The 22,206-nt window shown below is 62.7% G+C and carries 20 protein-coding genes and 1 pseudogene; 9 read left to right on the top strand and 12 right to left on the bottom strand.

The features are described from left to right. Positions 1-73: 73 nt before the first annotated feature. The 6 genes from hutI to mdoH all read left to right on the top strand — a co-directional run bounded on the left by hutI (position 74) and on the right by mdoH (position 8,386). On the top strand, positions 74-1,276 hold the full coding sequence (gene hutI, locus AD664_RS18995; RefSeq protein WP_053148588.1) for an imidazolonepropionase: 1,203 nt from the start codon (positions 74-76) through the stop codon (positions 1,274-1,276). Positions 1,277-1,287: 11 nt separating this feature from the next. Beyond that, a complete protein-coding gene (gene hutG / locus AD664_RS18990; RefSeq protein WP_053148585.1) occupies positions 1,288-2,091 on the top strand; it encodes an N-formylglutamate deformylase in 804 nt (267 codons plus the stop codon). A gap of 235 nt (positions 2,092-2,326) precedes the next feature. Further along, positions 2,327-3,298 carry a prolyl aminopeptidase gene (gene pip, locus AD664_RS18985; protein WP_042732670.1) on the top strand — a complete coding sequence of 324 codons (972 nt, stop codon included), beginning with the start codon at positions 2,327-2,329 and terminating at the stop codon, positions 3,296-3,298. Then, complete coding sequence (gene dtd / locus AD664_RS18980) at positions 3,295-3,732, top strand: D-aminoacyl-tRNA deacylase (protein WP_047736147.1); 438 nt, start codon at positions 3,295-3,297, stop codon at positions 3,730-3,732. The genes pip and dtd overlap by 4 nt, the downstream gene beginning before the upstream one ends. A gap of 351 nt (positions 3,733-4,083) precedes the next feature. After that, entirely contained in the window at positions 4,084-5,823 is a 1,740-nt protein-coding gene (locus tag AD664_RS18975) for a glucan biosynthesis protein G (protein ID WP_218187111.1), read from the top strand. Continuing rightward, positions 5,816-8,386: a glucans biosynthesis glucosyltransferase MdoH gene (gene mdoH / locus AD664_RS18970; protein WP_053148582.1), complete on the top strand. Its 2,571-nt coding sequence runs from the start codon at positions 5,816-5,818 to the stop codon at positions 8,384-8,386. The genes AD664_RS18975 and mdoH overlap by 8 nt, the downstream gene beginning before the upstream one ends. 569 nt (positions 8,387-8,955) lie before the next feature. Here the strand turns inward: mdoH and AD664_RS18965 are convergent. The 12 genes and pseudogenes from AD664_RS18965 to ubiE form a co-directional block, all read right to left on the bottom strand. Further along, complete coding sequence (locus AD664_RS18965) at positions 8,956-9,306, bottom strand: DUF6124 family protein (RefSeq protein WP_053148578.1); 351 nt, start codon at positions 9,304-9,306, stop codon at positions 8,956-8,958. Between the two features lie 734 nt (positions 9,307-10,040). Then, positions 10,041-11,957, bottom strand: a complete 1,917-nt coding sequence (locus AD664_RS18960) for a methyl-accepting chemotaxis protein (protein ID WP_053148575.1) — start codon at positions 11,955-11,957, stop codon at positions 10,041-10,043. 126 nt (positions 11,958-12,083) lie between these two features. Beyond that, the gene (locus AD664_RS18955; protein WP_053148572.1) at positions 12,084-14,000 is read right to left on the bottom strand and encodes a methyl-accepting chemotaxis protein; all 1,917 of its coding nucleotides are present in this window, start codon (positions 13,998-14,000) and stop codon (positions 12,084-12,086) included. Between the two features lie 145 nt (positions 14,001-14,145). Further along, the gene (locus tag AD664_RS18950) at positions 14,146-14,853 is read right to left on the bottom strand and encodes a 16S rRNA (uracil(1498)-N(3))-methyltransferase (protein WP_053148569.1); all 708 of its coding nucleotides are present in this window, start codon (positions 14,851-14,853) and stop codon (positions 14,146-14,148) included. Further along, positions 14,850-15,644, bottom strand: a complete 795-nt coding sequence (tatC, locus tag AD664_RS18945) for a twin-arginine translocase subunit TatC (RefSeq protein WP_042730521.1) — start codon at positions 15,642-15,644, stop codon at positions 14,850-14,852. Before tatC ends, AD664_RS18950 begins: the two co-directional genes overlap by 4 nt. After that, positions 15,641-16,060, bottom strand: coding sequence for a Sec-independent protein translocase protein TatB (gene tatB, locus AD664_RS18940; RefSeq protein ID WP_053148567.1), 420 nt, complete (start codon positions 16,058-16,060; stop codon positions 15,641-15,643). Before tatB ends, tatC begins: the two co-directional genes overlap by 4 nt. A 10-nt stretch (positions 16,061-16,070) precedes the next feature. Next, positions 16,071-16,358, bottom strand: coding sequence for a twin-arginine translocase TatA/TatE family subunit (locus AD664_RS18935; protein WP_042730519.1), 288 nt, complete (start codon positions 16,356-16,358; stop codon positions 16,071-16,073). Between the two features lie 24 nt (positions 16,359-16,382). Next, entirely contained in the window at positions 16,383-16,715 is a 333-nt protein-coding gene (locus AD664_RS18930) for a phosphoribosyl-ATP diphosphatase (protein ID WP_053148561.1), read from the bottom strand. Continuing rightward, positions 16,708-17,106 (bottom strand): phosphoribosyl-AMP cyclohydrolase, encoded by a 399-nt coding sequence (hisI, locus tag AD664_RS18925; RefSeq protein ID WP_047736140.1) that lies wholly within the window; start codon positions 17,104-17,106, stop codon positions 16,708-16,710. The genes AD664_RS18930 and hisI overlap by 8 nt, the downstream gene beginning before the upstream one ends. Positions 17,107-17,187: 81 nt before the next feature. Beyond that, complete coding sequence (ubiB, locus tag AD664_RS18920; RefSeq protein ID WP_053148557.1) at positions 17,188-18,792, bottom strand: ubiquinone biosynthesis regulatory protein kinase UbiB; 1,605 nt, start codon at positions 18,790-18,792, stop codon at positions 17,188-17,190. Further along, positions 18,789-19,413, bottom strand: a pseudogene (locus AD664_RS18915) (SCP2 domain-containing protein). The gene ubiB and the pseudogene AD664_RS18915 overlap by 4 nt, the downstream one beginning before the upstream one ends. Then, entirely contained in the window at positions 19,413-20,183 is a 771-nt protein-coding gene (gene ubiE, locus AD664_RS18910; RefSeq protein WP_053148555.1) for a bifunctional demethylmenaquinone methyltransferase/2-methoxy-6-polyprenyl-1,4-benzoquinol methylase UbiE, read from the bottom strand. Before ubiE ends, AD664_RS18915 begins: the two are co-directional and overlap by 1 nt. A gap of 155 nt (positions 20,184-20,338) precedes the next feature. On the opposite strand from ubiE, the gene AD664_RS18905 reads away from it, so the two are divergent. From AD664_RS18905 to AD664_RS18895, 3 genes are all read left to right on the top strand, one after another. Next, positions 20,339-20,614 carry a polyhydroxyalkanoic acid system family protein gene (locus tag AD664_RS18905; protein WP_042730515.1) on the top strand — a complete coding sequence of 92 codons (276 nt, stop codon included), beginning with the start codon at positions 20,339-20,341 and terminating at the stop codon, positions 20,612-20,614. Positions 20,615-20,874: 260 nt separating this feature from the next. Then, positions 20,875-21,297, top strand: a complete 423-nt coding sequence (locus AD664_RS18900) for a phasin family protein (RefSeq protein WP_053148551.1) — start codon at positions 20,875-20,877, stop codon at positions 21,295-21,297. A 10-nt stretch (positions 21,298-21,307) separates the two neighbouring features. After that, positions 21,308-22,201: a phasin family protein gene (locus tag AD664_RS18895; RefSeq protein WP_053148547.1), complete on the top strand. Its 894-nt coding sequence runs from the start codon at positions 21,308-21,310 to the stop codon at positions 22,199-22,201. The last annotated feature ends 5 nt before the right edge of the window (positions 22,202-22,206 follow it).

Below are 22,206 nucleotides of genomic sequence, written 5' to 3'. Positions count from 1 at the left end.
CACAGGTTCTGTGCAGTCCTTGTGGGAGCGAGCCTGCTCGCGAATCGATCTTGAATAATTCGAGGAAACCGGGATGAAAACCCTCTGGCAAAACTGCCACGCCGCGACCATGGCCCAGGGCGTCTACGCGATCATCGAAGACGCCGCCATCGTCACCCAGGGCGAACACATTCATTGGATCGGCCCGCGGGCAGAACTGCCGGCCGGCGACTATCCGGCGGCCAACGACCTCAAGGGCGCCTGGGTCACGCCGGGACTGATCGACTGCCACACCCACACGGTGTTCGGCGGCAACCGCAGCGGTGAGTTCGAGCAGCGCCTGCAAGGGGTCAGTTACGCCGACATCGCCGCGGCCGGTGGTGGCATCGCCAGCACCGTGCGCGCGACCCGCGCCGCCAGCGAAGAAGCATTGTTCGCCAGCGCCGCCAAGCGCCTGAAGAGCCTGCTGCGCGACGGCGTGACCACGGTGGAAATCAAGTCCGGTTACGGCCTGGACCTGGCCAGCGAGCGCAAGATCCTGCGGGTCATTCGTCGTCTGGGCGCCGAGTTGCCGGTGAGCGTGCGCAGCACCTGCCTGGCGGCCCATGCCTTGCCACCGGAATACAAAGATCGCGCCGATGACTACATCGAGCACATCTGCACCGACATGCTCCCGGCCCTGGCGGCCGAGGGGCTGGTGGATGCGGTGGATGCCTTTTGCGAGTACCTGGCGTTTTCCCCGGCGCAGGTCGAGCGAGTCTTCATGGCTGCGCAGCAACTGGGCCTGCCGGTGAAATTGCATGCCGAGCAACTGTCGTCGCTGCACGGTTCGAGCCTGGCGGCCCGTTACCAGGCGCTGTCGGCCGATCACCTGGAGTTCATGACCGAGGACGACGCCATCGCCATGGCCGAGTCCGGCACCGTGGCCGTGCTGTTGCCGGGGGCGTTCTATTTCCTGCGTGAAACCCAACTGCCACCAATGGACGCCCTGCGCCGGCACGGCGTGAAGATCGCCGTGGCCAGCGATCTCAACCCTGGTACCTCGCCGGCGCTGTCGGTGCGCCTGATGTTGAACATGGCCTGCACCTGCTTCCGGATGACCCCGGAAGAAGCCCTGGCCGGCGTGACGATTCATGCCGCCCAGGCCTTGGGCATGGCCCGGACCCACGGTTCGCTGGAAGCCGGCAAGGTGGCCGATTTCGTCGCCTGGCACATCGATCGCCCGGCCGACCTGTCGTACTGGCTCGGTGGCGAACTGGAAAAACGCGTCGTGCGTCACGGCGTTGAAATCGATTGAGGAGAACGCTTGTGGAGAAGGTCCTGAATTTCACCCAGGGGCGCGTGCCGCTGTTGATCAGCATGCCCCACGCGGGCTTGCGCCTGACGCCGGCGGTGGAGGCCGGGTTGATCGCCGAGGCCCGGAGCCTGCCGGACACCGACTGGCACATCCCCAGGCTCTACGACTTTGCCGCCGAGCTGGGCGCCAGTACCCTGGCTGGCGAGTATTCGCGTTTTGTCATCGACCTGAACCGTCCCGCCGACGACAAGCCGATGTACGTGGGCGCCACCACGGGGTTGTACCCGGCGACGCTGTTCGATGGCGTGCCTTTGTTTCGTGAAGGACTGGAGCCGTCCGCCGAGGAGCGGGCCCGGTACCTGGAGCAGGTCTGGATGCCTTATCACCAGGCCTTGCAACAGGAGCTGGCGCGGCTCAAGGCCGAGTTCGGCTACGCGTTGCTGTTCGACGCCCACTCGATCCGCTCGGTGATCCCGCACCTGTTCGACGGCAAGCTGCCGGACTTCAACCTCGGCACCTTCAACGGCGCCAGTTGCGACCCGGGACTGGCCAGCCAGCTCGAAGCCATCTGCGCCCGTCATGACGCGTTCACCCACGTGCTCAACGGGCGCTTCAAGGGCGGGCACATCACCCGGCAGTACGGCAACCCGGCCGAAAACATCCAGGCCGTGCAGCTGGAGCTGTGCCAGAGCACCTACATGGAAGAGTTCGAACCGTTCAGCTATCGGGCCGACCTCGCTGCGCCAACCCGGGTGGTCATCCGGGAATTGCTCGAGGGCCTACTGGCTTGGGGACGGACAACCTACGGCAAGTAACCCGTGGCGAGGGAGCTTGCTCCCGCTGGGTGGCGCAGCCGCCCCACACAGCGGGAAAGCGCTGCGCACTCTAGCGGGAGCCAGCGCCCTCGCCACGAAACTTGTCTTGGCCTGTGGCTTACAGGCGTTGACTGCGCGAGGGCATGCTCATTAAGGTCATTCGGGTTTATGATGCCGGACGGCAGACTAAATAGAAGTCCCCACAGGGATGACTCGACCCCTTACGGAGCGCGCAATGCAGACTTTGTACCCGCAGATCAAACCCCATGCCCGGCACGATCTGGCTGTCGATGAAACCCACACGCTCTACGTCGATGAAAGCGGCTCTGCCGAAGGCCTGCCGGTGGTGTTCATTCACGGTGGCCCGGGTGCCGGCTGCGATGCCCAGAGTCGTCGCTATTTCGACCCGAACCTGTACCGTATCGTCACCTTCGACCAGCGTGGCTGCGGGCGCTCCACGCCCCACGCCAGCCTGGAAAACAACACCACCTGGGATCTGGTCGAAGACCTCGAGCGCATTCGCAAGCACCTGGGCATCGAGAAGTGGGTGCTGTTCGGCGGCTCTTGGGGCTCGACCCTGGCCCTGGCCTACGCCCAGACGCATCCGGAGCGGGTCCATGGCCTGATCCTGCGTGGGATCTTCCTGTGCCGCCCGCAGGAAATCGAGTGGTTCTACCAGGCCGGTGCCAGTCGCCTGTTCCCCGACTACTGGCAGGACTACATCGCGCCGATCCCGCTGGACGAGCGCGACGACCTGCTGGGCGCCTTCCACAAACGCCTGACCGGCAACGACCAGATCGCCCAGATGCACGCGGCCAAGGCCTGGTCCATCTGGGAGGGTCGTACCGCGACCCTGCGCCCGAACCCGTTGGTGGTCGATCGTTTCTCCGAGCCGCAGCGCGCGCTGTCGATCGCCCGGATCGAATGCCATTACTTCACCAACAATGCCTTCCTGGAGCCCAACCAGTTGATCCGCGACATGGGCAAGATCGCGCATTTGCCGGGCGTGATCGTGCACGGTCGCTACGACGTCATCTGCCCGCTGGACAACGCCTGGGAGCTGCACCAGAACTGGCCCAACAGCGAATTGCAGGTGATCCGCGACGCCGGGCACGCCGCCTCTGAGCCGGGCATCACCGACGCACTGGTGCGCGCCGCCGGGCAAATGGCCCGGCGCCTGCTCGACCTGCCGCCCGAAGAAGCATGAAGGGGCTGTTGCAGCGGGTTCGTGGCGCTCGGGTCGAAGTCGCCGGCGAGGTGGTCGGTGCCGTGGACCAAGGCTTGCTCGTGCTGGTGGCGGTCGAGCCTGAAGATACCCAGGCCAGTGCCGACAAACTGCTGCATAAGCTGCTTAACTATCGGGTGTTCAGTGACGCCGACGGCAAGATGAACCTGTCCCTGGCCGACGTGGGGGGCGGTTTGCTGCTGGTGTCGCAGTTCACGCTGGCGGCGGACACCAAGAGCGGTTTGCGCCCGAGCTTCTCGACGGCCGCGCCTCCCGCCCAGGGGGAAGCACTGTTCAAGTATCTGGTCACGCAGGCGAAACAGGTGCATGGCACTGTGGCATCAGGTAGATTCGGCGCCGACATGCAGGTCCATTTGGTCAACGATGGCCCGGTAACGTTCCTGTTACAGGTCTGAAAGCGTTTGAAACATCTTTTCAGGCCTTTTTCCAGGAAAAACTAGGAGTTTTCTCGATAAATACTTTGTTGCCCCTGATGCGTTGTCACGCGGCCTACTAGATAATCGCGCGCTACGGGGGACCGGCATTCGCTGGTCCATTTGACTTAGGTAGAGACTTGTCCTGGACCGTTTGGGGAATCATTTTCTTCCATCGGAGTCGGAACAATGCTCGCCAACTTGGCAGGAGTGGTCCGCGAGGTCGGTTTTTTCAAAGCCGATACCCAGCAGATACTTTATCTGGCCGTTGGTTTTTTGATCTGTTTTCGGCGAGGGTTGCTCGTGATTGTTAGTCCCTGTAATGCACAAAAAATGTCTGCCAAACGGTTTAGAAACGCTCTGGTAGCGGGCTCGGCCCTGTTGTGCCTGTTCGGCGCGGGCCAACTGTGGGCATTCAGCCTGGATGATGTATCGGCGAAGGCTCAAGAACTGGCCGGGCAAAAATATGAAGCCCCGCGCAGCAATCTGCCGAACGAATTCCGCGAAATGAAATTCGCTGACTATCAAAAAATCCGTTTCCGCACCGAAAAAGCCGAATGGGCCGACCAGAAGACGCCGTTCCGGCTGTCGTTCTATCACCAGGGCATGCATTTCGACACGCCGGTGAAAATCAACGAAATCACCGCCACGAACGTCGAAGAGATCAAATACGATCCTTCGCGTTTCGATTTCGGCGATGTCAAATTCGATCCAAAAGCCACCGAACAGTTGGGCTATGCGGGTTTCCGCGTGCTGTACCCGATCAACAAGGCCGACAAGCAAGACGAAATCATGACCATGCTGGGCGCGAGCTACTTCCGCGTCATCGGCAAGGGCCAGGTCTATGGCTTGTCCGCCCGTGGCATGGCCATCGATACGGCACTGCCTTCCGGTGAAGAATTCCCGCGCTTTCGCGAGTTCTGGATCCAGCGCCCGAAACCGACCGACAAGCACCTGGTGATCTTTGCCCTGCTGGATTCGCCACGAGCCACGGGCGCCTACCGCCTGACCCTGCGTCCGGGCACCGACACCGTGGTCGACGTGAAGTCGCGCATGTTCCTGCGTGATCGCGTGACCAAGCTGGGCGTTGCCCCGTTGACCAGCATGTACCTGTTCGGCGCCAACCAGCCGTCCAAGGTGCTCAACTACCGTCGCGAACTGCACGACTCCAGCGGCCTGTCGATCCATGCCGGCAATGGCGAGTGGATCTGGCGTCCGCTGAACAACCCGAAACACCTGGCCGTGAGCAATTTCTCGGTGGAGAACCCACGCGGTTTCGGCCTGTTGCAACGTGGCCGCGATTTCAGCCACTACGAAGACCTGGATGACCGCTACGACAAGCGTCCAAGTGCCTGGATCGAACCGAAAGGCGATTGGGGCAAGGGCACCGTCGACCTGGTGGAAATCCCGACCGCCGACGAAACCAACGACAACATCGTTGCGTTCTGGAGCCCGGAAAAACTGCCTGAGCCCGGCCAACCGCTGGACTTCAGCTACCGCCTGCACTGGACCCTCGACGAAGCCAGCCTGCATTCGCCGGACAGCGCCTGGGTCAAGCAGACCCTGCGTTCCACCGGTGACGTGAAGCAATCCAACCTGATCCGCCAGCCGGATGGCAGCGTGGCCTACCTGGTGGATTTCGAAGGTCCTTCGTTGCAGGCCCTGCCGGAAGACGCCGAGGTGCGTAGCCAGGTCAGCGTCGGCGACAACGCCGAGATCGTCGAGAACAGCGTGCGTTACAACCCGGAAACCAAGGGCTGGCGCCTGACCCTGCGCATGAAGATCAAGGACGCCAAGCAGGCCACCGAGATGCGCGCAGCGCTGGTACGTCCGTTGACGCCTGTCGAGGCGCCGGCCGCGGCGCACACCGTCACCACGACGCTGGCCAAGGCTGACAAGGTCGCCAGGCAGCAGAGCGAAAAAGAAACCGCCAAGGAAAAAGGGCAGGAAGAAGCCAAGGCCGTCAAGTCTGCTTCCGCTGCCGTTGAAGCGACCCCAACCCCGCAGGAACCGGAAGCGACTGAACAAGTCCTGACCGAGACCTGGAGCTATCAGTTGCCAGCCGATGAGTAATACGCCAGTCAAGCCAGAGTCACTCAGCGAGTACCTGGCCCATTTGCCCATGACCGACGAGCAGCGCGCCGAACTGGCGGGCTGCAAGTCCTTCAGCGAACTGCACGAGCGCCTTTCGTCGTCGACGTTCGACGCCCCTGAAGAGGCGGCGCAGGCTTCGGTGGGTCGTCGCTTGACCCTGAGCACCGCCGAGGAGCTTGCCGACGCCGAAATGCTGGGGCTCGACGCCAGCGGCCGGGTATGCCTCAAGGCGACGCCGCCGATTCGTCGGACCAAGGTCGTGCCGGAACCCTGGCGCACCAACATCCTGGTGCGCGGCTGGCGGCGCCTGACCGGCCGGACCAACCCGCCGAAGCCGCCCAAGGACGAGCGTGTGCTGCCACACGCCCGTTGGCGTACGGTGGGGTCGATCCGTCGTTATATCCTGCTGATCCTGATGCTCGGCCAGACCATCGTCGCCGGCTGGTACATGAAAGGCATCATGCCGTACCAGGGCTGGTCGTTGGTGGACCTGGACGAAGTCCTGCATCAACCGCTGTCCCAGACCGCTACGCAGGTGCTGCCGTATGCCCTGCAAACCAGCATCCTGATCCTGTTCGGGATCCTGTTCTGCTGGGTGTCGGCGGGTTTCTGGACCGCATTGATGGGCTTTCTTGAACTGCTCACCGGCCACGACAAGTACCGTATCTCCGGTGCCAGTGCTGGCAACGAGCCGATTCCCAAGGACGCCCGCACCGCCCTGGTGATGCCGATCTGCAACGAAGACGTGCCGCGGGTTTTCGCCGGCTTGCGCGCGACCTTCGAGTCGGTGGCCGCCACCGGCGACCTGGACCGCTTCGACTTCTTCGTGCTCAGCGACAGTAACGAAACCGATATCTGTGTCGCCGAGCAGCAGGCCTGGCTGGACGTCTGCCGTGAAGCCGGGGGCTTCGGCAAGATTTTCTACCGTCGCCGTCGCCGTCGCGTGAAGCGCAAGAGCGGTAACCTCGACGACTTCTGCCGTCGCTGGGGCAGTGACTACAAGTACATGGTCGTGCTCGACGCCGACAGCGTCATGAGCGGCGAGTGCCTGACCAGCCTTGTGCGCCTGATGGAAGCGACGCCGGACGCCGGCATCATCCAGACCGCGCCGAAGGCCTCGGGCATGGACACGCTGTATGCGCGCATGCAGCAGTTCGCCACCCGGGTGTACGGTCCGCTGTTCACTGCCGGCCTGCACTTCTGGCAACTGGGCGAATCCCACTACTGGGGCCATAACGCGATCATCCGCATGAAGCCGTTCATCGAGCACTGCGCCTTGGCGCCACTGCCCGGTAAAGGCGCGTTCGCCGGGGCGATCCTGTCCCACGACTTCGTCGAAGCCGCGTTGATGCGTCGTGCCGGCTGGGGCGTCTGGATTGCCTATGACCTGCCAGGCAGCTACGAAGAGTTGCCGCCGAACCTGCTGGACGAACTCAAGCGTGACCGTCGCTGGTGCCACGGCAACCTGATGAACTTCCGGCTGTTCCTGGTCAAGGGCATGCACCCGGTGCACCGTGCGGTGTTCCTGACCGGCGTGATGTCGTACCTGTCGGCGCCGCTGTGGTTCTTCTTCCTGGTGCTGTCCACCGCGCTGCTGGCGGTGAATACGCTGATGGAGCCGCAGTACTTCCTCGAACCGCGCCAGCTCTATCCGCTGTGGCCGCAATGGCATCCGGACAAGGCCATCGCCCTGTTCTCGACGACCATCGTGCTGTTGTTCCTGCCCAAGCTGTTGAGCATCGTGCTGATCTGGGCCAAGGGCGCGAAAGAGTTCGGTGGCAAGTTCAAGGTGACCTTGTCGATGCTGCTGGAGATGCTGTTCTCCATGCTGCTGGCGCCGGTGCGGATGATCTTCCACACCCGTTTCGTGCTCGCCGCGTTCCTCGGCTGGGCCGCGACCTGGAACTCGCCGCAACGTGACGACGACTCCACCCCCTGGAGCGAGGCGGTCAAGCGCCACGGCCCGCAAACCCTGCTGGGCTTCTTCTGGGCCTTGCTGGTGATCTGGCTGAACCCAAGCTTCCTGTGGTGGCTGGTGCCGATCGTCGGTTCGCTGATGCTGTCGATCCCGGTGTCGGTGATCTCCAGCCGCGTCGGCCTGGGCCTGAAGTCCCGTGACGAAAACCTGTTCCTGATCCCTGAGGAATACGCGCCGCCACAGGAACTGGTGTCGACTGACCAGTACACCCATGAAAACCGTTGGCACGCGCTGAACGACGGCTTCATCCGGGCGGTGGTCGATCCGCAACAGAACGCCCTGGCCTATGCGCTGGCCACCTCGCGACACGGCAAGGCCGAGCCGATCGAGTGGCTGCGGGTCGAACGCGTGCGCCATGCCCTCAAGGTCGGTCCGTCGGGGCTGAACAACGGCGAGCGCCTGGCACTGTTGAGCGACCCGGTGGCCCTGTCGCGCCTGCATCAGCAGGTCTGGAGCGAGGCTCATCCGGAGTGGCTGGCAGCGTGGCGTGCATCGGTGAAGGCCGATCCTCATGCGCCGTTGCTACCGCTTCAGCCGTTGAGCACGCAGCCTCAATTGGCCTGATCCGCAAAAAGCCCCGTTTCTGCAAAGATTCGGGGCTTTTTGTTGGGCGCAGTTTCTGAGTTTTGGGAGCTTGCTCTCGGTTTGTTGGTCTGGGTATTTGGGGTATATCCGTTGCTGCGGTTACGGCGGCTTGGGGTTCCGCCCTTACGGCGGGTCACTTTTGGATAAGGCGCCAAAAGTAACCAAAAGCGCCTTGCCCCACCACTGGGCACCTCGCCAAGGCTCGGTGTTCCCTCACTCCGGCATTGCTCCGTGGGCCCGCCGCGAAGGGCCATCCATGGCCCAGCGCGGCTAACCCGGCATCCATGCCGGGTTGCCCACTACGCAATGCCTGCGTTCGGCCCTTGTGGTTAATGGGGCGCTCAAGATCAAAAGCCAAAGCCAAAGCCAAAGCCAAAGCCAAAGCCAAAGCCAAAGCCAAAGCTAACGGCAACGGCAACGGCAACGGCTTTGGTATGGAAACATGCTGCCCGTGGCGAGGGAGCTTGCTCCCGCTGGGTGGCGCAGCCGCCCCTTTTTTATTGACGTCCACTGCGCGGTCGAGCGGGAGCAAGCTGCTTCGCCACGTTTTAGGTGCGCTTAAGGTTGTGTATGAGTTCGTCCAGCATTCGATTCGTCAACAAACCGCCCAGCTCAATCAGTTGCTGAATGCCTAGGGCAAAATGACGCCGCGAACCATCCAGGTCGAATGCAAGGTTGTTGATCATGGTATTCGCTGAAGCCAGGGTTTCGCTTAGGTTGGCCAGCATGCTCTCAGTATCGACGCCGTCAACGACAGTAAATAACTGGCCCGAAGTCTGTTCGTCCTCGGGCTTGGTCTGTTTTGGGTTCAGGTAGTCATCGAGCGCACGATCAGTGGCTTCCTGAAGTTTTTTGGTATCGGTTTCTGGTTCTGGTGGGTTAGGTGTGACCTTGTACATGCTTGACGCTCCTAGGGTAATGGAGTCGCCAGACATCGCTGCTAAACGAGAAGGGTGGCGACTGTACGCGGGTTAGCAGACCGGGACCCTAGAACCCGGCAGACTCGAAAGTCTCCCACGCACAACCGCCATGACATAAATGAGTAGGCACCGAAGCCTGCTCACGCATGTGGAGAGCGCACGTCTAGGATTGTCCAGGCTGCTAAACCCGATCGCTAAGCCGATAGCGACCCGCAGACATTAGGCCTGGGGGGCCAAGACGCACAAGCCGGCGGATTCTGGCGTAGCTGTAGGCAATGGCGCAAGGCTGCGTAGCCTCGAGCTGACGGATTGCTGGCCTGGATATTGGCTGTACCTGGGCCCGCTATGGGACCAGAGCTGGCTCGCGAGCCGGCTGTTAAGCCGCCTCGCTTTTGCTTTTGATCCTGCTTTTGATCTTGGGGCCCCATCAACCACAAGGGCCGAACGCAGGCATTGCGTAGTGGGTATCCCGGCATGGATGCCGGGATAGCCGCGCTGGGCCATGGATGGCCCTTCGCGGCGGGCCCACGGAGCAATGCCGGAGTGAGGGAACACCTCGCCTAAGCGAGGTGCCCAGTGGTGGGGCAAGGCGCTTTTGGTTACTTTTGGCGCCTTATCCAAAAGTGACCCGCCGTAAGGGCGGAACCGCCAGCGGCCGTAACCGCAGCAACGGATATACACGCAACCCAGAGAGCACCACCAACAAGACCAAGCTAAACCCTGAACCGCCCCACCAACGTCTGCAAATGCACCCCCAACCGCGCCAGTTCAGCACTCGAAGCCGCAGTCTCTTCACTGGCCGCAGAAGTCTGCTCCGACACATCCCGCACATTCAGCACGCTGCGGTTGATCTCCTCGGCCGTGGCGCTCTGCTGCTCGGCGGCCGCGGCGATCTGTTGGTTCATCGACTGGATCGCCGATACGGTCCGGGTGATGTTTTCCAGCGAACCGCCAGCACGGCGCGTCAGCTCGACGCTGCTGTCGGTCAGGCCGCGGCTGTTGTCCATGATGGTTGCCACCTGTTCGGTGCCCGATTGCAGGCCGACGATCAGTTCTTCGATTTCCTCGGTGGATTTCTGGGTGCGCTGGGCCAGGCTGCGGACTTCATCGGCCACCACGGCGAAGCCACGGCCCGCTTCGCCGGCGCGGGCGGCTTCGATGGCGGCGTTGAGGGCCAGCAGGTTGGTTTGCTGGGCCACGGACTTGATCACGTCGAGCACGCTGCCGATCTTGTCGCTTTCGCGCTTGAGGTCGCTCATGGCGGTGGTGGAGTGGCCGACTTCCTCGGCCAGGCGTTCGATCTGCGCAATGGCTTCGCCCACCACCCGCTCACCCTCGCGGGCCTGCTGGTCGGCGGCGACGGCGGCTTCGGACGCTTCCTCGGCATTGCGTGCCACTTCCTGCACCGTGGCGGTCATTTCGTGCATGGCGGTGGCGACCTGATCGGTTTCCACTTTCTGGTTGTTGACCCCGGCGCTGGTCTGTTCGGTGACGGCGGAGAGTTGTTCGGCGGCGCTGGCGATCTGCGTGACGCCTTCGCCGATGCCGCCGATCAGTTGCCGCAGGCTCACCACCATCCGTTGCAGGCTTCCTTGCAACTGGCCCATTTCGTCTCGGCGTCGAACCTCAAGGTTCTCGCTCAGGTCGCCGGACGCGACCCGCTCAAGCGCGACCAGGGTTTGTTGCAGCGGCACGACGATCTGCCGGGTGATGAGCCAGGCGGCCAGCAAGCCGAACGTCAACGCCAGGACGGTGACGATGATCAGCGTGCTTTTCGCACTGGCCGTCTCTTCGTTGCGTTTCTCGGTCTGCGAGGTCGTCAAATGATTGTTCAGGTCATTCAGGCGGGTGTCCTGCTCCATCATTTTTTTCAGCGACGATGCAGTGGCGACCTGGGAGTCGCGGAACTGGCTGACCGCCGCTCGATAGGCTTTCATCGACTCGCCGGCCTGTTGCAGGTTGGCGGTGTACTGCTCCGGCAGTTTGCCCGGCAAGCCTTCCAGGTTTTTCAGGACGTTGTCGATGGCGTCCAACGCCGGCTGTTCGGCATCGGCCTTGCCGCTGTAGGTGTAGCCGCGGACCTGATAGCGGGCCTGCTGGATCAGCTTGCTCAGTTCGACCACGTCGTTGAACGGCGCAATGCTGTCGCCTTGGCGCAGGGCGTTCTCGACTTCAGTGACCTTGGCCACGGCATTGTCGGCGTTGGCGCCCAGCTTGGCTCGGGCCGACTCGCGATCCTGCGTCGCCTGGGTCATGTCGGCAAAAGCGCGCTTGTATTCGTCCAGGTTGGCCAACTGTTGGTTGAGCAGGTCGCGGTCCGCTGGTCGCACGAATCGATCGAGGGCCGCCTGGAGGCTCTCTTGAAGCTTGGCCAGGTAGTCGCTCACGGCTGCCGGCCCTTGTTCGCCGCGACGCATCTCGTAGTCGAGGCGGGCGACTCGAAGGTCCTTGGCCAACTCGTTGAGGCTGGAGATGGAGGCCTGCTTGTCTGCGCGGCTGATCACGCTGCTCAGGCTGTTCCAGCCGGCGAGGGTGCTCAGGAGGGTCATGAACAGCACCAGGCTGAAACCGACGCCCAGTTTGCGATTGACGCTTACATTTCCCAGCTTCTCGGTCAGCCAACTGAACATGTTGATACTCCCCTCGAACCTTTATAGGTCTTATGAAGGGAGTATCGACCATAGATGGGCGATCTGTAGGAAATCGGCAGTTGTACAGCCGTGACGAGACGGCCGGTATCCCTGCCTTTGGCGGCGTCAGACCTTGAACCGCCCCACCAGCGTCTGCAAATGCACACCCAGCCGCGCCAGTTCGGCGCTGGAGGTGGCGGTTTCTTCGCTGGCGGCCGAGGTCTGTTCGGAGACGTCGCGCACATTCAGCACGCTACGGTTGATCTCCTCGGCCGTGGCGCTCTGCTGCTCGGCGGCCGCGGCGATCTGTTGGTTCATCGACTGGATCGCCGAGACGGTGCGGGTGATGTTTTCCAGCGAGCCACCGGCGCGACGCGTCAGTTCGACGCTGCTGTCGGTCAGACCGCGGCTGTTGTCCATGATTGTGGCGACTTGCTGGGTGCCGTTCTGCAAGCCCAGGATCAGCTCTTCGATCTCTTCGGTGGACTTCTGGGTGCGTTGGGCCAGGCTGCGGACTTCATCGGCCACTACCGCGAACCCACGTCCGGCCTCACCGGCGCGGGCGGCCTCGATGGCGGCGTTGAGGGCCAGCAGGTTGGTTTGCTGGGCCACGGACTTGATCACGTCGAGCACACTGCCGATCTTGTCGCTTTCGCGCTTGAGGTCGCCCATCGCCGCGGTGGAGTTACCCACTTCGAGTGCCAGGCGTTCGATCTGTGAGATGGCTTCGCCCACTACCCGTTCACCCTCGCGGGCCTGCTGGTCGGCGGCGACGGCGGCTTCGGACGCTTCCTCGGCATTACGTGCCACTTCCTGCACCGTGGCGGTCATTTCATGCATGGCGGTGGCGACCTGGTCGGTTTCCACTTTCTGGCTGTTGACCCCGGCGCTGGTCTGTTCGGTGACGGCGGAGAGTTGTTCGGCGGCGCTGGCGATCTGCGTGACGCCTTCGCCGATGCCACCGATCAACTGGCGCAGGCCCACGGTCATGCTGTGCATGGCGCGTTGCAGTTGGCCCAGTTCGTCGCGCCGATCTGAGGTGAGGTTATAGGTCAGGTCGCCAGCGGCTACGCGTTCGGCCACCGTCAAGGTCTGGCCGAGAGGGCCGACGATCTGACGGGTGATGAACAAAGCGGCGACCACACCCAACAGCAGCGCCAGCGCGGCGGCGACGATCAGGACGGTCTTGGCCTGGGCGGCGTCACGGTCACGCACGGCGGTCTGGGAGACGGTCAGTTTCTGGCTGGCGTCCATCAACACCTGGCCTTGCTCGGTCATGCGCTGGAGCGCCGCGGCGTTGTCGATCTGCGAGTCTCGGAACTGGCTGACAGCCGCGCGATAGAGGTTGAACGAGTCGTTGGCCTGTTGCAGGTTGGCCCGATACTCCTCAGGCAACTGCTCGGGCAAACGAGCCAGCAGCTTGAGTACGTTATCGATGGCCTCGAGGGCGGGTTGCTGGGCATCGCTCTTACCGCTGTAGGTATAACCGCGCACCTGATAACGCGCTTGCTGGACCGCTTTGCTCAGGGTCACGATGCTGTTGAAGGACGAGATATCGCCCGATTGCAGCAGCGCCTTTTCAACGTCGGCGACGCGGGCCACGGCATTGTCGGCGTTGGCGCCCAGCTTGCTGCGGGCATCTTCGCGGCTGACGGTGGCGCGGGTCATCTGGGCAAAAGCGCCTTTGTATTCCGTGACGGCGGCCAGTTGTTTATCGATCAGCGCCACATCGGCCGGTTGTTCAATCAACTGGCGAGCGGTATTGAGCCCGGCTTCGAGTCGGCCAAGCAGGTCGTTGACCGGTTGTGGTCCTTTCTCGCCGCGTGTGGTGTTGTACTCGATGCTTGCCAGATTCAGGTCCTGGCTCAAGTCGTTGAGACTGGCGATGAACCCCAGCTTGTCGCCCCGGCTGATGACATTGCCCAGGCCGGACCAGCCGGTGAACGCGATCATCACTGTGAGAAACAGCACCAGGCCGAAGCCTGCACCGAGTTTGCGATTAACGCTTACGTTTCCCAGACCCTGGGCAAGCCATCGGAACATGCTGATACTCCCTTGGAGCGTTGAATTGGACTTGTGGGCGCTGTATCGGCGGCTCGGGTGGGATCTGTAGCCATGACGCTGACGAACTTAAGCGTGTGGGGCTTGTGGCGGGGCTCGCCACAGGACGTCAATCAACCGCAGGGCATCAGAACAGCCGTGCAAGCAGCGCCGTGACCGCGGTCTCGACCCGCAGGATTCGCTCGCCCAGTTGCACCGGTTGCAGGCCGGCCTTGCCCAGCAGGTCGATTTCGTAGGGGATCCAGCCACCTTCCGGGCCAATGGCCAGTGTCACCGGCTCCGTCAGCGCCCGGGGGCAGGGCGGGTGGTTGCCCGGATGGCCCACCAGGCCCAGGGTGCCTTGGGTGATGGCCGGCAGGCGGTCTTCGACGAAGGGCTTGAAGCGTTTTTCGATGATGATCTCGGGCAGCACGCTGTCCCGGGCCTGCTCCAGGCCAAGGATCAATTGCTCGCGAATGGCTTCGGGCTCGAGGAACGGCGTTTGCCAGAAGCTCTTCTCCACCCGGTAGCTGTTGACCAGCACCACTCGCGGTACGCCCATGGTGGCGACGGTCTGGAATACCCGGCGGAGCATCTTGGGGCGAGGCAGGGCCAGCACCAGCGTCAACGGCAGCTTGGCCGGTGGCGGCTGGTCGAGGCTCACCTGCAGTTCGGCCTCGCGGGCTTCCAGGCGCACTACCTGGGCCGTGCCCATCAAGCCGCCGAGGCGCCCGACCCGCAGGCTGTCGCCGACGGCGCTGCGGTGGACTTCCTGCATGTGGGTCAGCCGGCGATCGCCCAGGATCACCCGGTCCGGCCCGATGAAGTCGGCCTCTTCGAGTAGCAGCAGGTTCACGCTTGGGTCGCAGGCGGTTGGTCGTTGTGGTCGTCAACCGTCTCGTCTTCCGGGTGCTCGCTGCGCTTGCGCACCAGGCCGCCGAACAGCACGCCGATCTCGAACAGCAACCACATCGGTACGGCCAGCAGGGTCTGGGAAAAGATGTCCGGCGGGGTCAGGATCATGCCGACCACGAAGCAGCCGATGATCACGTACGGACGGATCTTCTTCAGGTACTCGACGTCAACGACGCCGATCCACACCAGCAGCACCACCGCCACGGGGATTTCGAACGCCACGCCGAAGGCGAAGAACAGCGTCATGACGAAATCCAGGTAGCTGGTGATGTCGGTCATCATCTCCACGCCCGCCGGAGTGGCGGCGGCGAAGAACTTGAAGATCAGCGGGAACACCAGGAAATAGGCGAAGGCCATGCCGGTGTAGAACAGCAGGATGCTGGACACCAGCAGTGGCACGGCGATGCGTTTTTCGTGCTTGTACAGGCCGGGCGCAATGAAGCCCCAGATCTGGTGCAGGATCACCGGGATCGCCAGGAACAGCGAAACCATCATCGTCAGCTTCAGGGGCGTCAGGAACGGTGACGACACGTCGGTGGCGATCATCGTCGCGCCGGCCGGCAGGTACTGGCGCAGCGGCGTGGAGACGAAGGTGTAGATCTGCTGGGTGAAGGCGAACAGCCCGGCGAAGATGATGAAGACCGCCGCGACGCAACGCAGCAGGCGCGTGCGCAGCTCGGTGAGGTGCGATACCAGCGGCATCGGCTGGTCATGCTCTGGGATATTGCTCATGGGGCTCGCGGCGGCAATGTAGGGTCGTTGGGAGCGGCTTGGGGCGTGGCCGTCGGGGCCGGCTCCACTGGTTTGGCCGGTTCGGCCGGTGCCTGCAACGAATCGGTCGCCGGCGCTTGCGGGGCAATCGTCGGCTCGACCGCAGGGGCGACCGGCGTCGGCTCCTGCTGGGTCGGCGTGAGGATTTTGCGCGCTTCCTGCTCCAGGGACAGGATGTGTTCGTTGTGCAGTTGCCGACGGATGTCGTCGGCACCGATTTCACGTTCAACTTCCTGTTTGATCGCGTTGAAGCTGCGCTTCAGGCGCCCGATCCACAGACCGGCGGTGCGCGCAGCACCCGGCAGGCGCTCGGGGCCCAGGACCAGCAGGGCAACGAGGCCGACGAGCAGCAGTTCAGTGAAGCTGATCCCAAACATTAGTCAGTGCTCACGAGTCTTTGCGGGTCGGCTCTTCGACTTTCTGGGCCTGCACGTCGATGGTGTGCGGCGCACTCACAGGCTGGGTCGCCTGGGGATGGACAGGTTGGGCCGGTGGAACCGGTTGGGCCGGTGCCGCGCTCGGGTCGGCGGGTTTTTCGTCATCGTTCATGGCCTTGCGAAAGCCCTTGATCGACTCGCCGACATCGGTGCCGAGGTTCTTCAGTTTCTTGGTGCCGAACACCAGCACCACGACGACCAGGATGACGATCCAGTGTTTCCAGTCAAAAATACCCATGTGGCTATTCCTCTCAAGAGTTGATCAGGCGGACGGACGCGAGGCTTTCTCGACATGCCCGGACAGACCGAAGCGACGGTCCAGTTCATCCAGTACGGCCTGTGGATGCTGCCCGAGTTGGGCCAGCATGACCAGGCTGTGGAACCACAGGTCGGCGGTCTCGTAGATCACGTCGCTGCAGTCACCGCTGATGGCGGCGTCCTTGGCGGCGATGATGGTCTCGACCGACTCTTCGCCGACTTTTTCCAGAATCTTGTTCAAACCCTTGTGGTACAGGCTGGCGACATAGGAGCTGTCGGACGCGGCGCCCTTGCGCTCTTCCAGCACCTGGGCCAGGCGGGTCAGGGTGTCACTCATGGGGATGTCCTGAATAAATGGCATGCGGGTCCTTGAGCACCGGGTCGACGGTTTTCCAGTCGCCGTTCTCGAAGACGCGATAGAAGCAGCTTTGACGGCCGGTGTGGCAGGCGATCTCGCCGACCTGTTCGACCATCAGGATGATGACGTCGCCGTCGCAGTCCAGGCGCATCTCATGCAGGTGCTGCACATGCCCGGACTCTTCACCCTTGCGCCACAGCTTGCCACGCGAACGTGACCAATAGATGGCGCGGTTCTCGGCGGCGGTCAGGGCCAGCGCCTCGCGGTTCATCCAGGCCATCATCAATACGCGCCCGGTCTTGTGATCCTGGGCGATGGCCGGCACCAGGCCGTCAGCGTCCCACTTGATCTCGTCCTGCCAGTTTTTCATCTTCGACTCCGACAATGGGCCGCGCACTTGGCGTCGGCGGGCCCAGCGTTGAAACAGTGTGCCAGTGCGAACCGGTGCTGGCTATCGGCGAACGACCAGATACAGACCCACCACGACCATGACACCGGCCGGCCAGTGGCCCAGTTGGCTCAACGGCCCACCGCTGGCCAGCACCGCACCACCGCCCAGGTGGGCCGCGCCGAGCAGGCGCAGGAACCAGTCGTCCTTGCGCTTGTGCCAGGGCGGTGGCGGATCCTGGGCATGGGGCTGGGACATGCGTTCCAGCAGGTCGCGGGTCATGTTGGCCAGGTGCGGGATCTGCTCGAACTGGCTCTGCACGTTGCCCAGCAAGGTGCGCGGGCTGACGCGCTCGCGCATCCAGCGTTCGAGGAAGGGCTGGGCGGTGTTCCACAGGTCCAGGTCCGGGTACAGCTGGCGACCGAGGCCTTCGATGTTCAGCAGGGTCTTTTGCAGCAGCACCAGTTGTGGCTGGACTTCCATGTTGAAGCGGCGTGCGGTCTGGAACAGGCGCATCAGCACCTGGCCGAAGGAAATATCCTTTAACGGTTTTTCGAAGATCGGTTCGCACACGGTGCGGATCGCCGCTTCGAATTCGTTGAGCTTGGTCTCGGCCGGCACCCAGCCAGAGTCGATGTGCAACTGGGCCACCCGACGGTAGTCGCGCTTGAAGAAGGCGAACAGGTTGCGGGCCAGGTAGTCCTGGTCTTCGGGGGTGAGACTGCCGACGATGCCACAGTCGATGGCAATGTACTGCGGGCTCCACGGCTGCACGGTGCTGACGAAGATGTTGCCCGGGTGCATGTCGGCGTGGAAGAAACTGTCGCGGAACACCTGGGTGAAGAAGATCTCCACGCCGCGTTCGGCGAGCATCTTCATGTCGGTGCGCTGGTCGGCCAGGGTCGCCAGATCGGTGACCTGGATGCCGTAGATGCGCTCCATCACCAGCACTTTCGGGCGGCACCAGTCCCAGTAGACTTGCGGTACATAGAGCAGGGGCGAGCCTTCGAAGTTGCGGCGCAACTGGCTGGCGTTGGCCGCCTCGCGCAGCAGGTCGAGCTCGTCGTAGATGGTTTTCTCGTAGTCCTGGACCACGTCCACCGGGTGCAGCAGGCGTGCATCGGCCGACAGCCGCTCGGCGGCGCGGGCGAGGATGAACAGCCACGCCAGGTCCTGGGCGATGACCGGCTTGAGGCCCGGACGGATCACCTTGACCACCACTTCTTCGCCGCTCTTGAGTTGCGCGGCGTGCACCTGGGCCACGGAGGCCGAAGCCAGGGGCTCGACATCGAAGCGGCTGAAGACTTCGCTGATCTTCTTGCCCAACTGCCCTTCGATCAGTGCCACCGACACCTTGGAGTCGAACGGCGGCACGCGGTCTTGCAGCAGCATCAGCTCATCGGCGATGTCTTCGGGCAACAGGTCGCGACGGGTCGAGAGGATCTGCCCGAACTTGATGAAAATCGGCCCCAGGTCCTGCAAGGCCAGGCGCAGGCGTGCGCCGCGACTCAGGTCCAGGGTGCGCCGGGGCAGCCAGCGCCACGGCAGCACGAAGCGCAGCGCCAGGAGAAACCAGGGCAACGGCAGGGCGAACAGCAGGTCATCGAGGCGGTAGCGAATCACGACGCGCTGGATGCGCAACAAACGGCGGACGGCAAGCAGCTTCATGCGTTATCGCTTGGTTTCAAGGGATCGGGAAAGGCGCTCGAAACGCGCCTCGAGTCGTTCCAGGTCAAGCTTGACCTGGTCCAGTTCATTAAAGCGGGCCTGGGCTTCGCGTTGGCCGACGAGCGTACGCGATTCCTCGGCCAGGTACTCGCTCAGGTTCTGTCCCAGGCTGGCGAACCCCTGGCGGTACCAGCGGGCGCGGCTGCGCAGGTGGCCGCCGAGCAGTGGGGTGGCCACCGGGCCGAGCCATCGGGACACTTCATACTCCCAGTCCAGCTCCAGGTCCTGGAGGACCGCCGCCAGCTCCAGCAGCACGCCGCTGTCGCCGTCGAGCTCGACGTCGGGGCGGTGCAGGACCGCGGTCTTGTCCTTGCTCAAGGCCAGGCTCACCAGGCTCGACGCCGGGGCCCGCAGCGTGCAGTCCGCCTCGGCTTCCCAGTGTGCGGCGAGCATCAGGCCTTCGTCGCTGGGCAGGAGGAACAGTTGCAACGCCGGGCTGCGGCAGTCGACGGCAATCACCTTGCCGCTCAAGGGCGCCAGGCGCGCGAGCGCCGTGCTGTCCAGGCGCAGAACGCGGTTTATACCGAGTTCGACGCTGGCGAGCAGGCCGGTGAGCAGCATCAGGGCTTGAGACCGCGGTGCAGGGCGACGATGCCGGCCGTCATGTTGTGGTAGGTCACGCGGTCGAAGCCGGCGTCCACCATCATCGACTTCAGGGTTTCCTGGTTGGGGTGCATGCGGATCGATTCGGCCAGGTAGCGATAGCTTTCCGAGTCGTTGGTGATCAGCTTGCCCATCAGCGGCATGAAGGCGAACGAGTAGGCGTCGTAGGCCTTGGACATCAGCGCGTTGGTCGGCTTGGAGAACTCCAGCACCAGCAAGCGTCCGCCGGGCTTGAGCACCCGCAGCATCGAGCGCAGGGCGTCTTCCTTGTGGGTGACGTTGCGCAGGCCGAAGGCGATGGTCACGCAGTCGAAGTGGTTGTCCGGGAATGGCAGCTTCTCGGCGTCGGCCTGGACGAACTCGACATTGCCGGCCACCCCCAGGTCCAGCAGGCGGTCACGGCCGACCTTGAGCATGGATTCGTTGATGTCGGCGAGCACCACCTGGCCGGTCGGCCCGACGATGTGGGAGAACTTCTTCGTCAGGTCGCCGGTGCCACCCGCGATGTCCAGCACGCGGTTGCCGCTGCGCACGCCCGACAGTTCGATCGCGAAGCGCTTCCACAGGCGGTGCATGCCGCCCGAGAGCAGGTCGTTCATCAAGTCATACTTGGCGGCCACCGAGTGGAAAACCTCAGCGACTTTTTCCGCCTTCTGGCTTTCCGGCACGTTCTTGAAGCCGAAGTGAGTGGTGGGTTCGGCATCGCTGCCTTTGCGCGGGTCAGTCATATCGCTGTCACCAAAAAAGAATGCGGGACATTCTAATCCCGGTGGAGGGCTTTGTCTTGGCAAGGCTGAAGGTAAGATGAACCACCGCCGGGACGTTTTGACGCAGCCAGGGTCTGAAACGTTCAGGCAAGTCCCGATAAAACAGGAGTCACCCGATGGCCCGTATTACTGTTGAACGTGCCCATGACCTGGGCAAGGAAGCGGCCCGTGCCAAGGCCGACAAGTTGGCGCAGAAGTTGTCCGAGAGCTACGGTCTGGAGCCGCAATGGGTTGGTGACACGCTCAAACTCAAGCGCTCCGGGGTCAAGGGCGAAGTGCTGGTCGGTGAGGACTCGATCCGTATCGACGTGGAACTGGGCATGTTGATGTCGGCGATGAGCGGGACGATCAAGACTGAGATTGAAAAGGCGCTGGATAAAGCGTTGGCCTGATTGATCGAAAGGAGGATACCGCCTCAAGTTCACCACCAAACGCTGTGGGAGCGGGCTTGCTCGCGAATGCGGTATGACATTCAGTATTGATGTTGACTGATCCACCGCATTCGCGAGCAAGCCCGCTCCCACCCGTGGTCAATCGTCGTTCACTCTGTGTCAGTTGTTAGGGTGCCCTTTCTAATTATTGTCACTACTTTGTGCCTGAGCCCGTCCGTGTGCGGGCAGTTCCTCAAACCCATCTGCGAGTGAGGTGCACCATGGCCAAAGTTGTTCTGAAGAAAAAAACCGACGTTGAATCTTCCACGCTGAGCGACGTGAAAACGTACGCGCGCAAGATCTGGCTGGCTGGCCTGGGCGCCTACGCGAAGGTCGGACAGGAAGGCAGCGAATACTTCCAGGAGTTGATCAAGGCTGGCGAAGTTGTTGAAACCAAAGGTAAAAAGAACGTTGCCGGAAAACTTGAAGCCGCCAACAGTGAGTTGATGGAAGTCAAGTCCGACGTTAATACCTTCAAGGCCAGGGTTGAAGTTCAGCTCGATAAAGTAGAAAAGGTATTTGATGCTCGTGTTGCAAGTGCCTTGAATCGTATCGGCATTCCGTCTAAACATGACGTTGAGGCACTCTCTGTCAAGCTCGATGAGCTGACGGCATTGCTCGAGCGTGTTGCGCGTAAACATTAAGGAGAACGGGATGGCTGGTAAAAAAAGCACAGAAAAAGAAGGCAGCTCGTGGGCCGGGACGATTGAAAAGTACTCCCGCAAAATCTGGCTGGCTGGTTTAGGCGTGTACTCGAAGATCGACTCTGACGGCAGCAAACTCTTCGAGTCCCTGGTAAAGGACGGCGAGAAGGCCGAAAAACTCACCAAGACGGCGGTCAGCAAGCAGGTCGATGCCGCCAAGGGCTCTGCCGAGTCCGCCAAGTCGCGCATCGGCGGCGTGAAGGATCGGGCACTGGGCAAGTGGGACGAACTGGAAGGGGCTTTCGACAAGCGCCTGAACAGCGCGATCTCCCGTCTGGGTGTGCCAAGCCGCAATGAAGTGAAGGCGTTGCACAGCAAGGTCGACACCCTGACCAAGCAGATCGAAAAACTCACCGGTGCCAAGGTGACCCCGGTGGCAGCCAAGCCTGCGGCGAGCAAGACTGCTGCGGCCAAGCCGGCCAGCAAGACAGCGGCCAAGCCTCTGGTCAAGGCCGCGGCCAAAACCGCTGCCAAGCCGGCGGCCAAGCCAGCGGCGAAAACCGCAGCGGCCAAGCCTGCTGCCAAGGCTGCGGCGAAACCGGTAGCGGCCAAGACCACCGCGGCAAAGGCTCCAGCCAAGCCAGCGGCGAAAACCGCAGCGGCCAAACCTGCTGCCACCAAGGCCGCCGCGAAACCGGCCGCCAAGCCTGCGACCAAACCCGCCGCGGCGAAGAAACCTGCCGTGAAAAAACCCGCCGCACCGAAAGCCGCAGCCTCCAAGGCACCGACGGCGGCCGCCAAGCCAGCCCCTGTGGCGAGCACGGCGAACTCCGCCTCGGCACCGGCTCCGGTGGCCACCCCGACGCCAGCGCCGGCTCCAACGACGCCGACCAGTCAGTCCTGATTTAC

Origin of the sequence: Pseudomonas sp. P97.38 (genome assembly GCF_001269745.1) — a bacterium.
GTDB classification, from domain to species: Bacteria; Pseudomonadota; Gammaproteobacteria; order Pseudomonadales; family Pseudomonadaceae; genus Aquipseudomonas; species Aquipseudomonas chlororaphis_E.
The sequence above is the reverse complement of the archived record's forward strand: the minus strand, read 5'-3'. Positions and strand labels throughout refer to the sequence as shown.

What these genes read in the sequence shown, in the direction of transcription:
- hutI (WP_053148588.1), top strand. Translation starts at nt 74, where the DNA reads ATGAAAACCCTCTGGCAAAACTGCCACGCCGCGACCATGGCCCAGGGC.
- pip (WP_042732670.1), top strand. Translation starts at nt 2,327, where the DNA reads ATGCAGACTTTGTACCCGCAGATCAAACCCCATGCCCGGCACGATCTG.
- dtd (WP_047736147.1), top strand. Translation starts at nt 3,295, where the DNA reads ATGAAGGGGCTGTTGCAGCGGGTTCGTGGCGCTCGGGTCGAAGTCGCC.
- AD664_RS18975 (WP_218187111.1), top strand. Translation starts at nt 4,084, where the DNA reads ATGTCTGCCAAACGGTTTAGAAACGCTCTGGTAGCGGGCTCGGCCCTG.
- mdoH (WP_053148582.1), top strand. Translation starts at nt 5,816, where the DNA reads ATGAGTAATACGCCAGTCAAGCCAGAGTCACTCAGCGAGTACCTGGCC.
- AD664_RS18965 (WP_053148578.1), bottom strand. Translation starts at nt 9,306, where the DNA reads ATGTACAAGGTCACACCTAACCCACCAGAACCAGAAACCGATACCAAA.
- AD664_RS18960 (WP_053148575.1), bottom strand. Translation starts at nt 11,957, where the DNA reads ATGTTCAGTTGGCTGACCGAGAAGCTGGGAAATGTAAGCGTCAATCGC.
- AD664_RS18955 (WP_053148572.1), bottom strand. Translation starts at nt 14,000, where the DNA reads ATGTTCCGATGGCTTGCCCAGGGTCTGGGAAACGTAAGCGTTAATCGC.
- tatC (WP_042730521.1), bottom strand. Translation starts at nt 15,644, where the DNA reads ATGAGCAATATCCCAGAGCATGACCAGCCGATGCCGCTGGTATCGCAC.
- tatB (WP_053148567.1), bottom strand. Translation starts at nt 16,060, where the DNA reads ATGTTTGGGATCAGCTTCACTGAACTGCTGCTCGTCGGCCTCGTTGCC.
- AD664_RS18935 (WP_042730519.1), bottom strand. Translation starts at nt 16,358, where the DNA reads ATGGGTATTTTTGACTGGAAACACTGGATCGTCATCCTGGTCGTCGTG.
- AD664_RS18930 (WP_053148561.1), bottom strand. Translation starts at nt 16,715, where the DNA reads ATGAGTGACACCCTGACCCGCCTGGCCCAGGTGCTGGAAGAGCGCAAG.
- hisI (WP_047736140.1), bottom strand. Translation starts at nt 17,106, where the DNA reads ATGAAAAACTGGCAGGACGAGATCAAGTGGGACGCTGACGGCCTGGTG.
- ubiB (WP_053148557.1), bottom strand. Translation starts at nt 18,792, where the DNA reads ATGAAGCTGCTTGCCGTCCGCCGTTTGTTGCGCATCCAGCGCGTCGTG.
- ubiE (WP_053148555.1), bottom strand. Translation starts at nt 20,183, where the DNA reads ATGACTGACCCGCGCAAAGGCAGCGATGCCGAACCCACCACTCACTTC.
- AD664_RS18905 (WP_042730515.1), top strand. Translation starts at nt 20,339, where the DNA reads ATGGCCCGTATTACTGTTGAACGTGCCCATGACCTGGGCAAGGAAGCG.
- AD664_RS18900 (WP_053148551.1), top strand. Translation starts at nt 20,875, where the DNA reads ATGGCCAAAGTTGTTCTGAAGAAAAAAACCGACGTTGAATCTTCCACG.
- AD664_RS18895 (WP_053148547.1), top strand. Translation starts at nt 21,308, where the DNA reads ATGGCTGGTAAAAAAAGCACAGAAAAAGAAGGCAGCTCGTGGGCCGGG.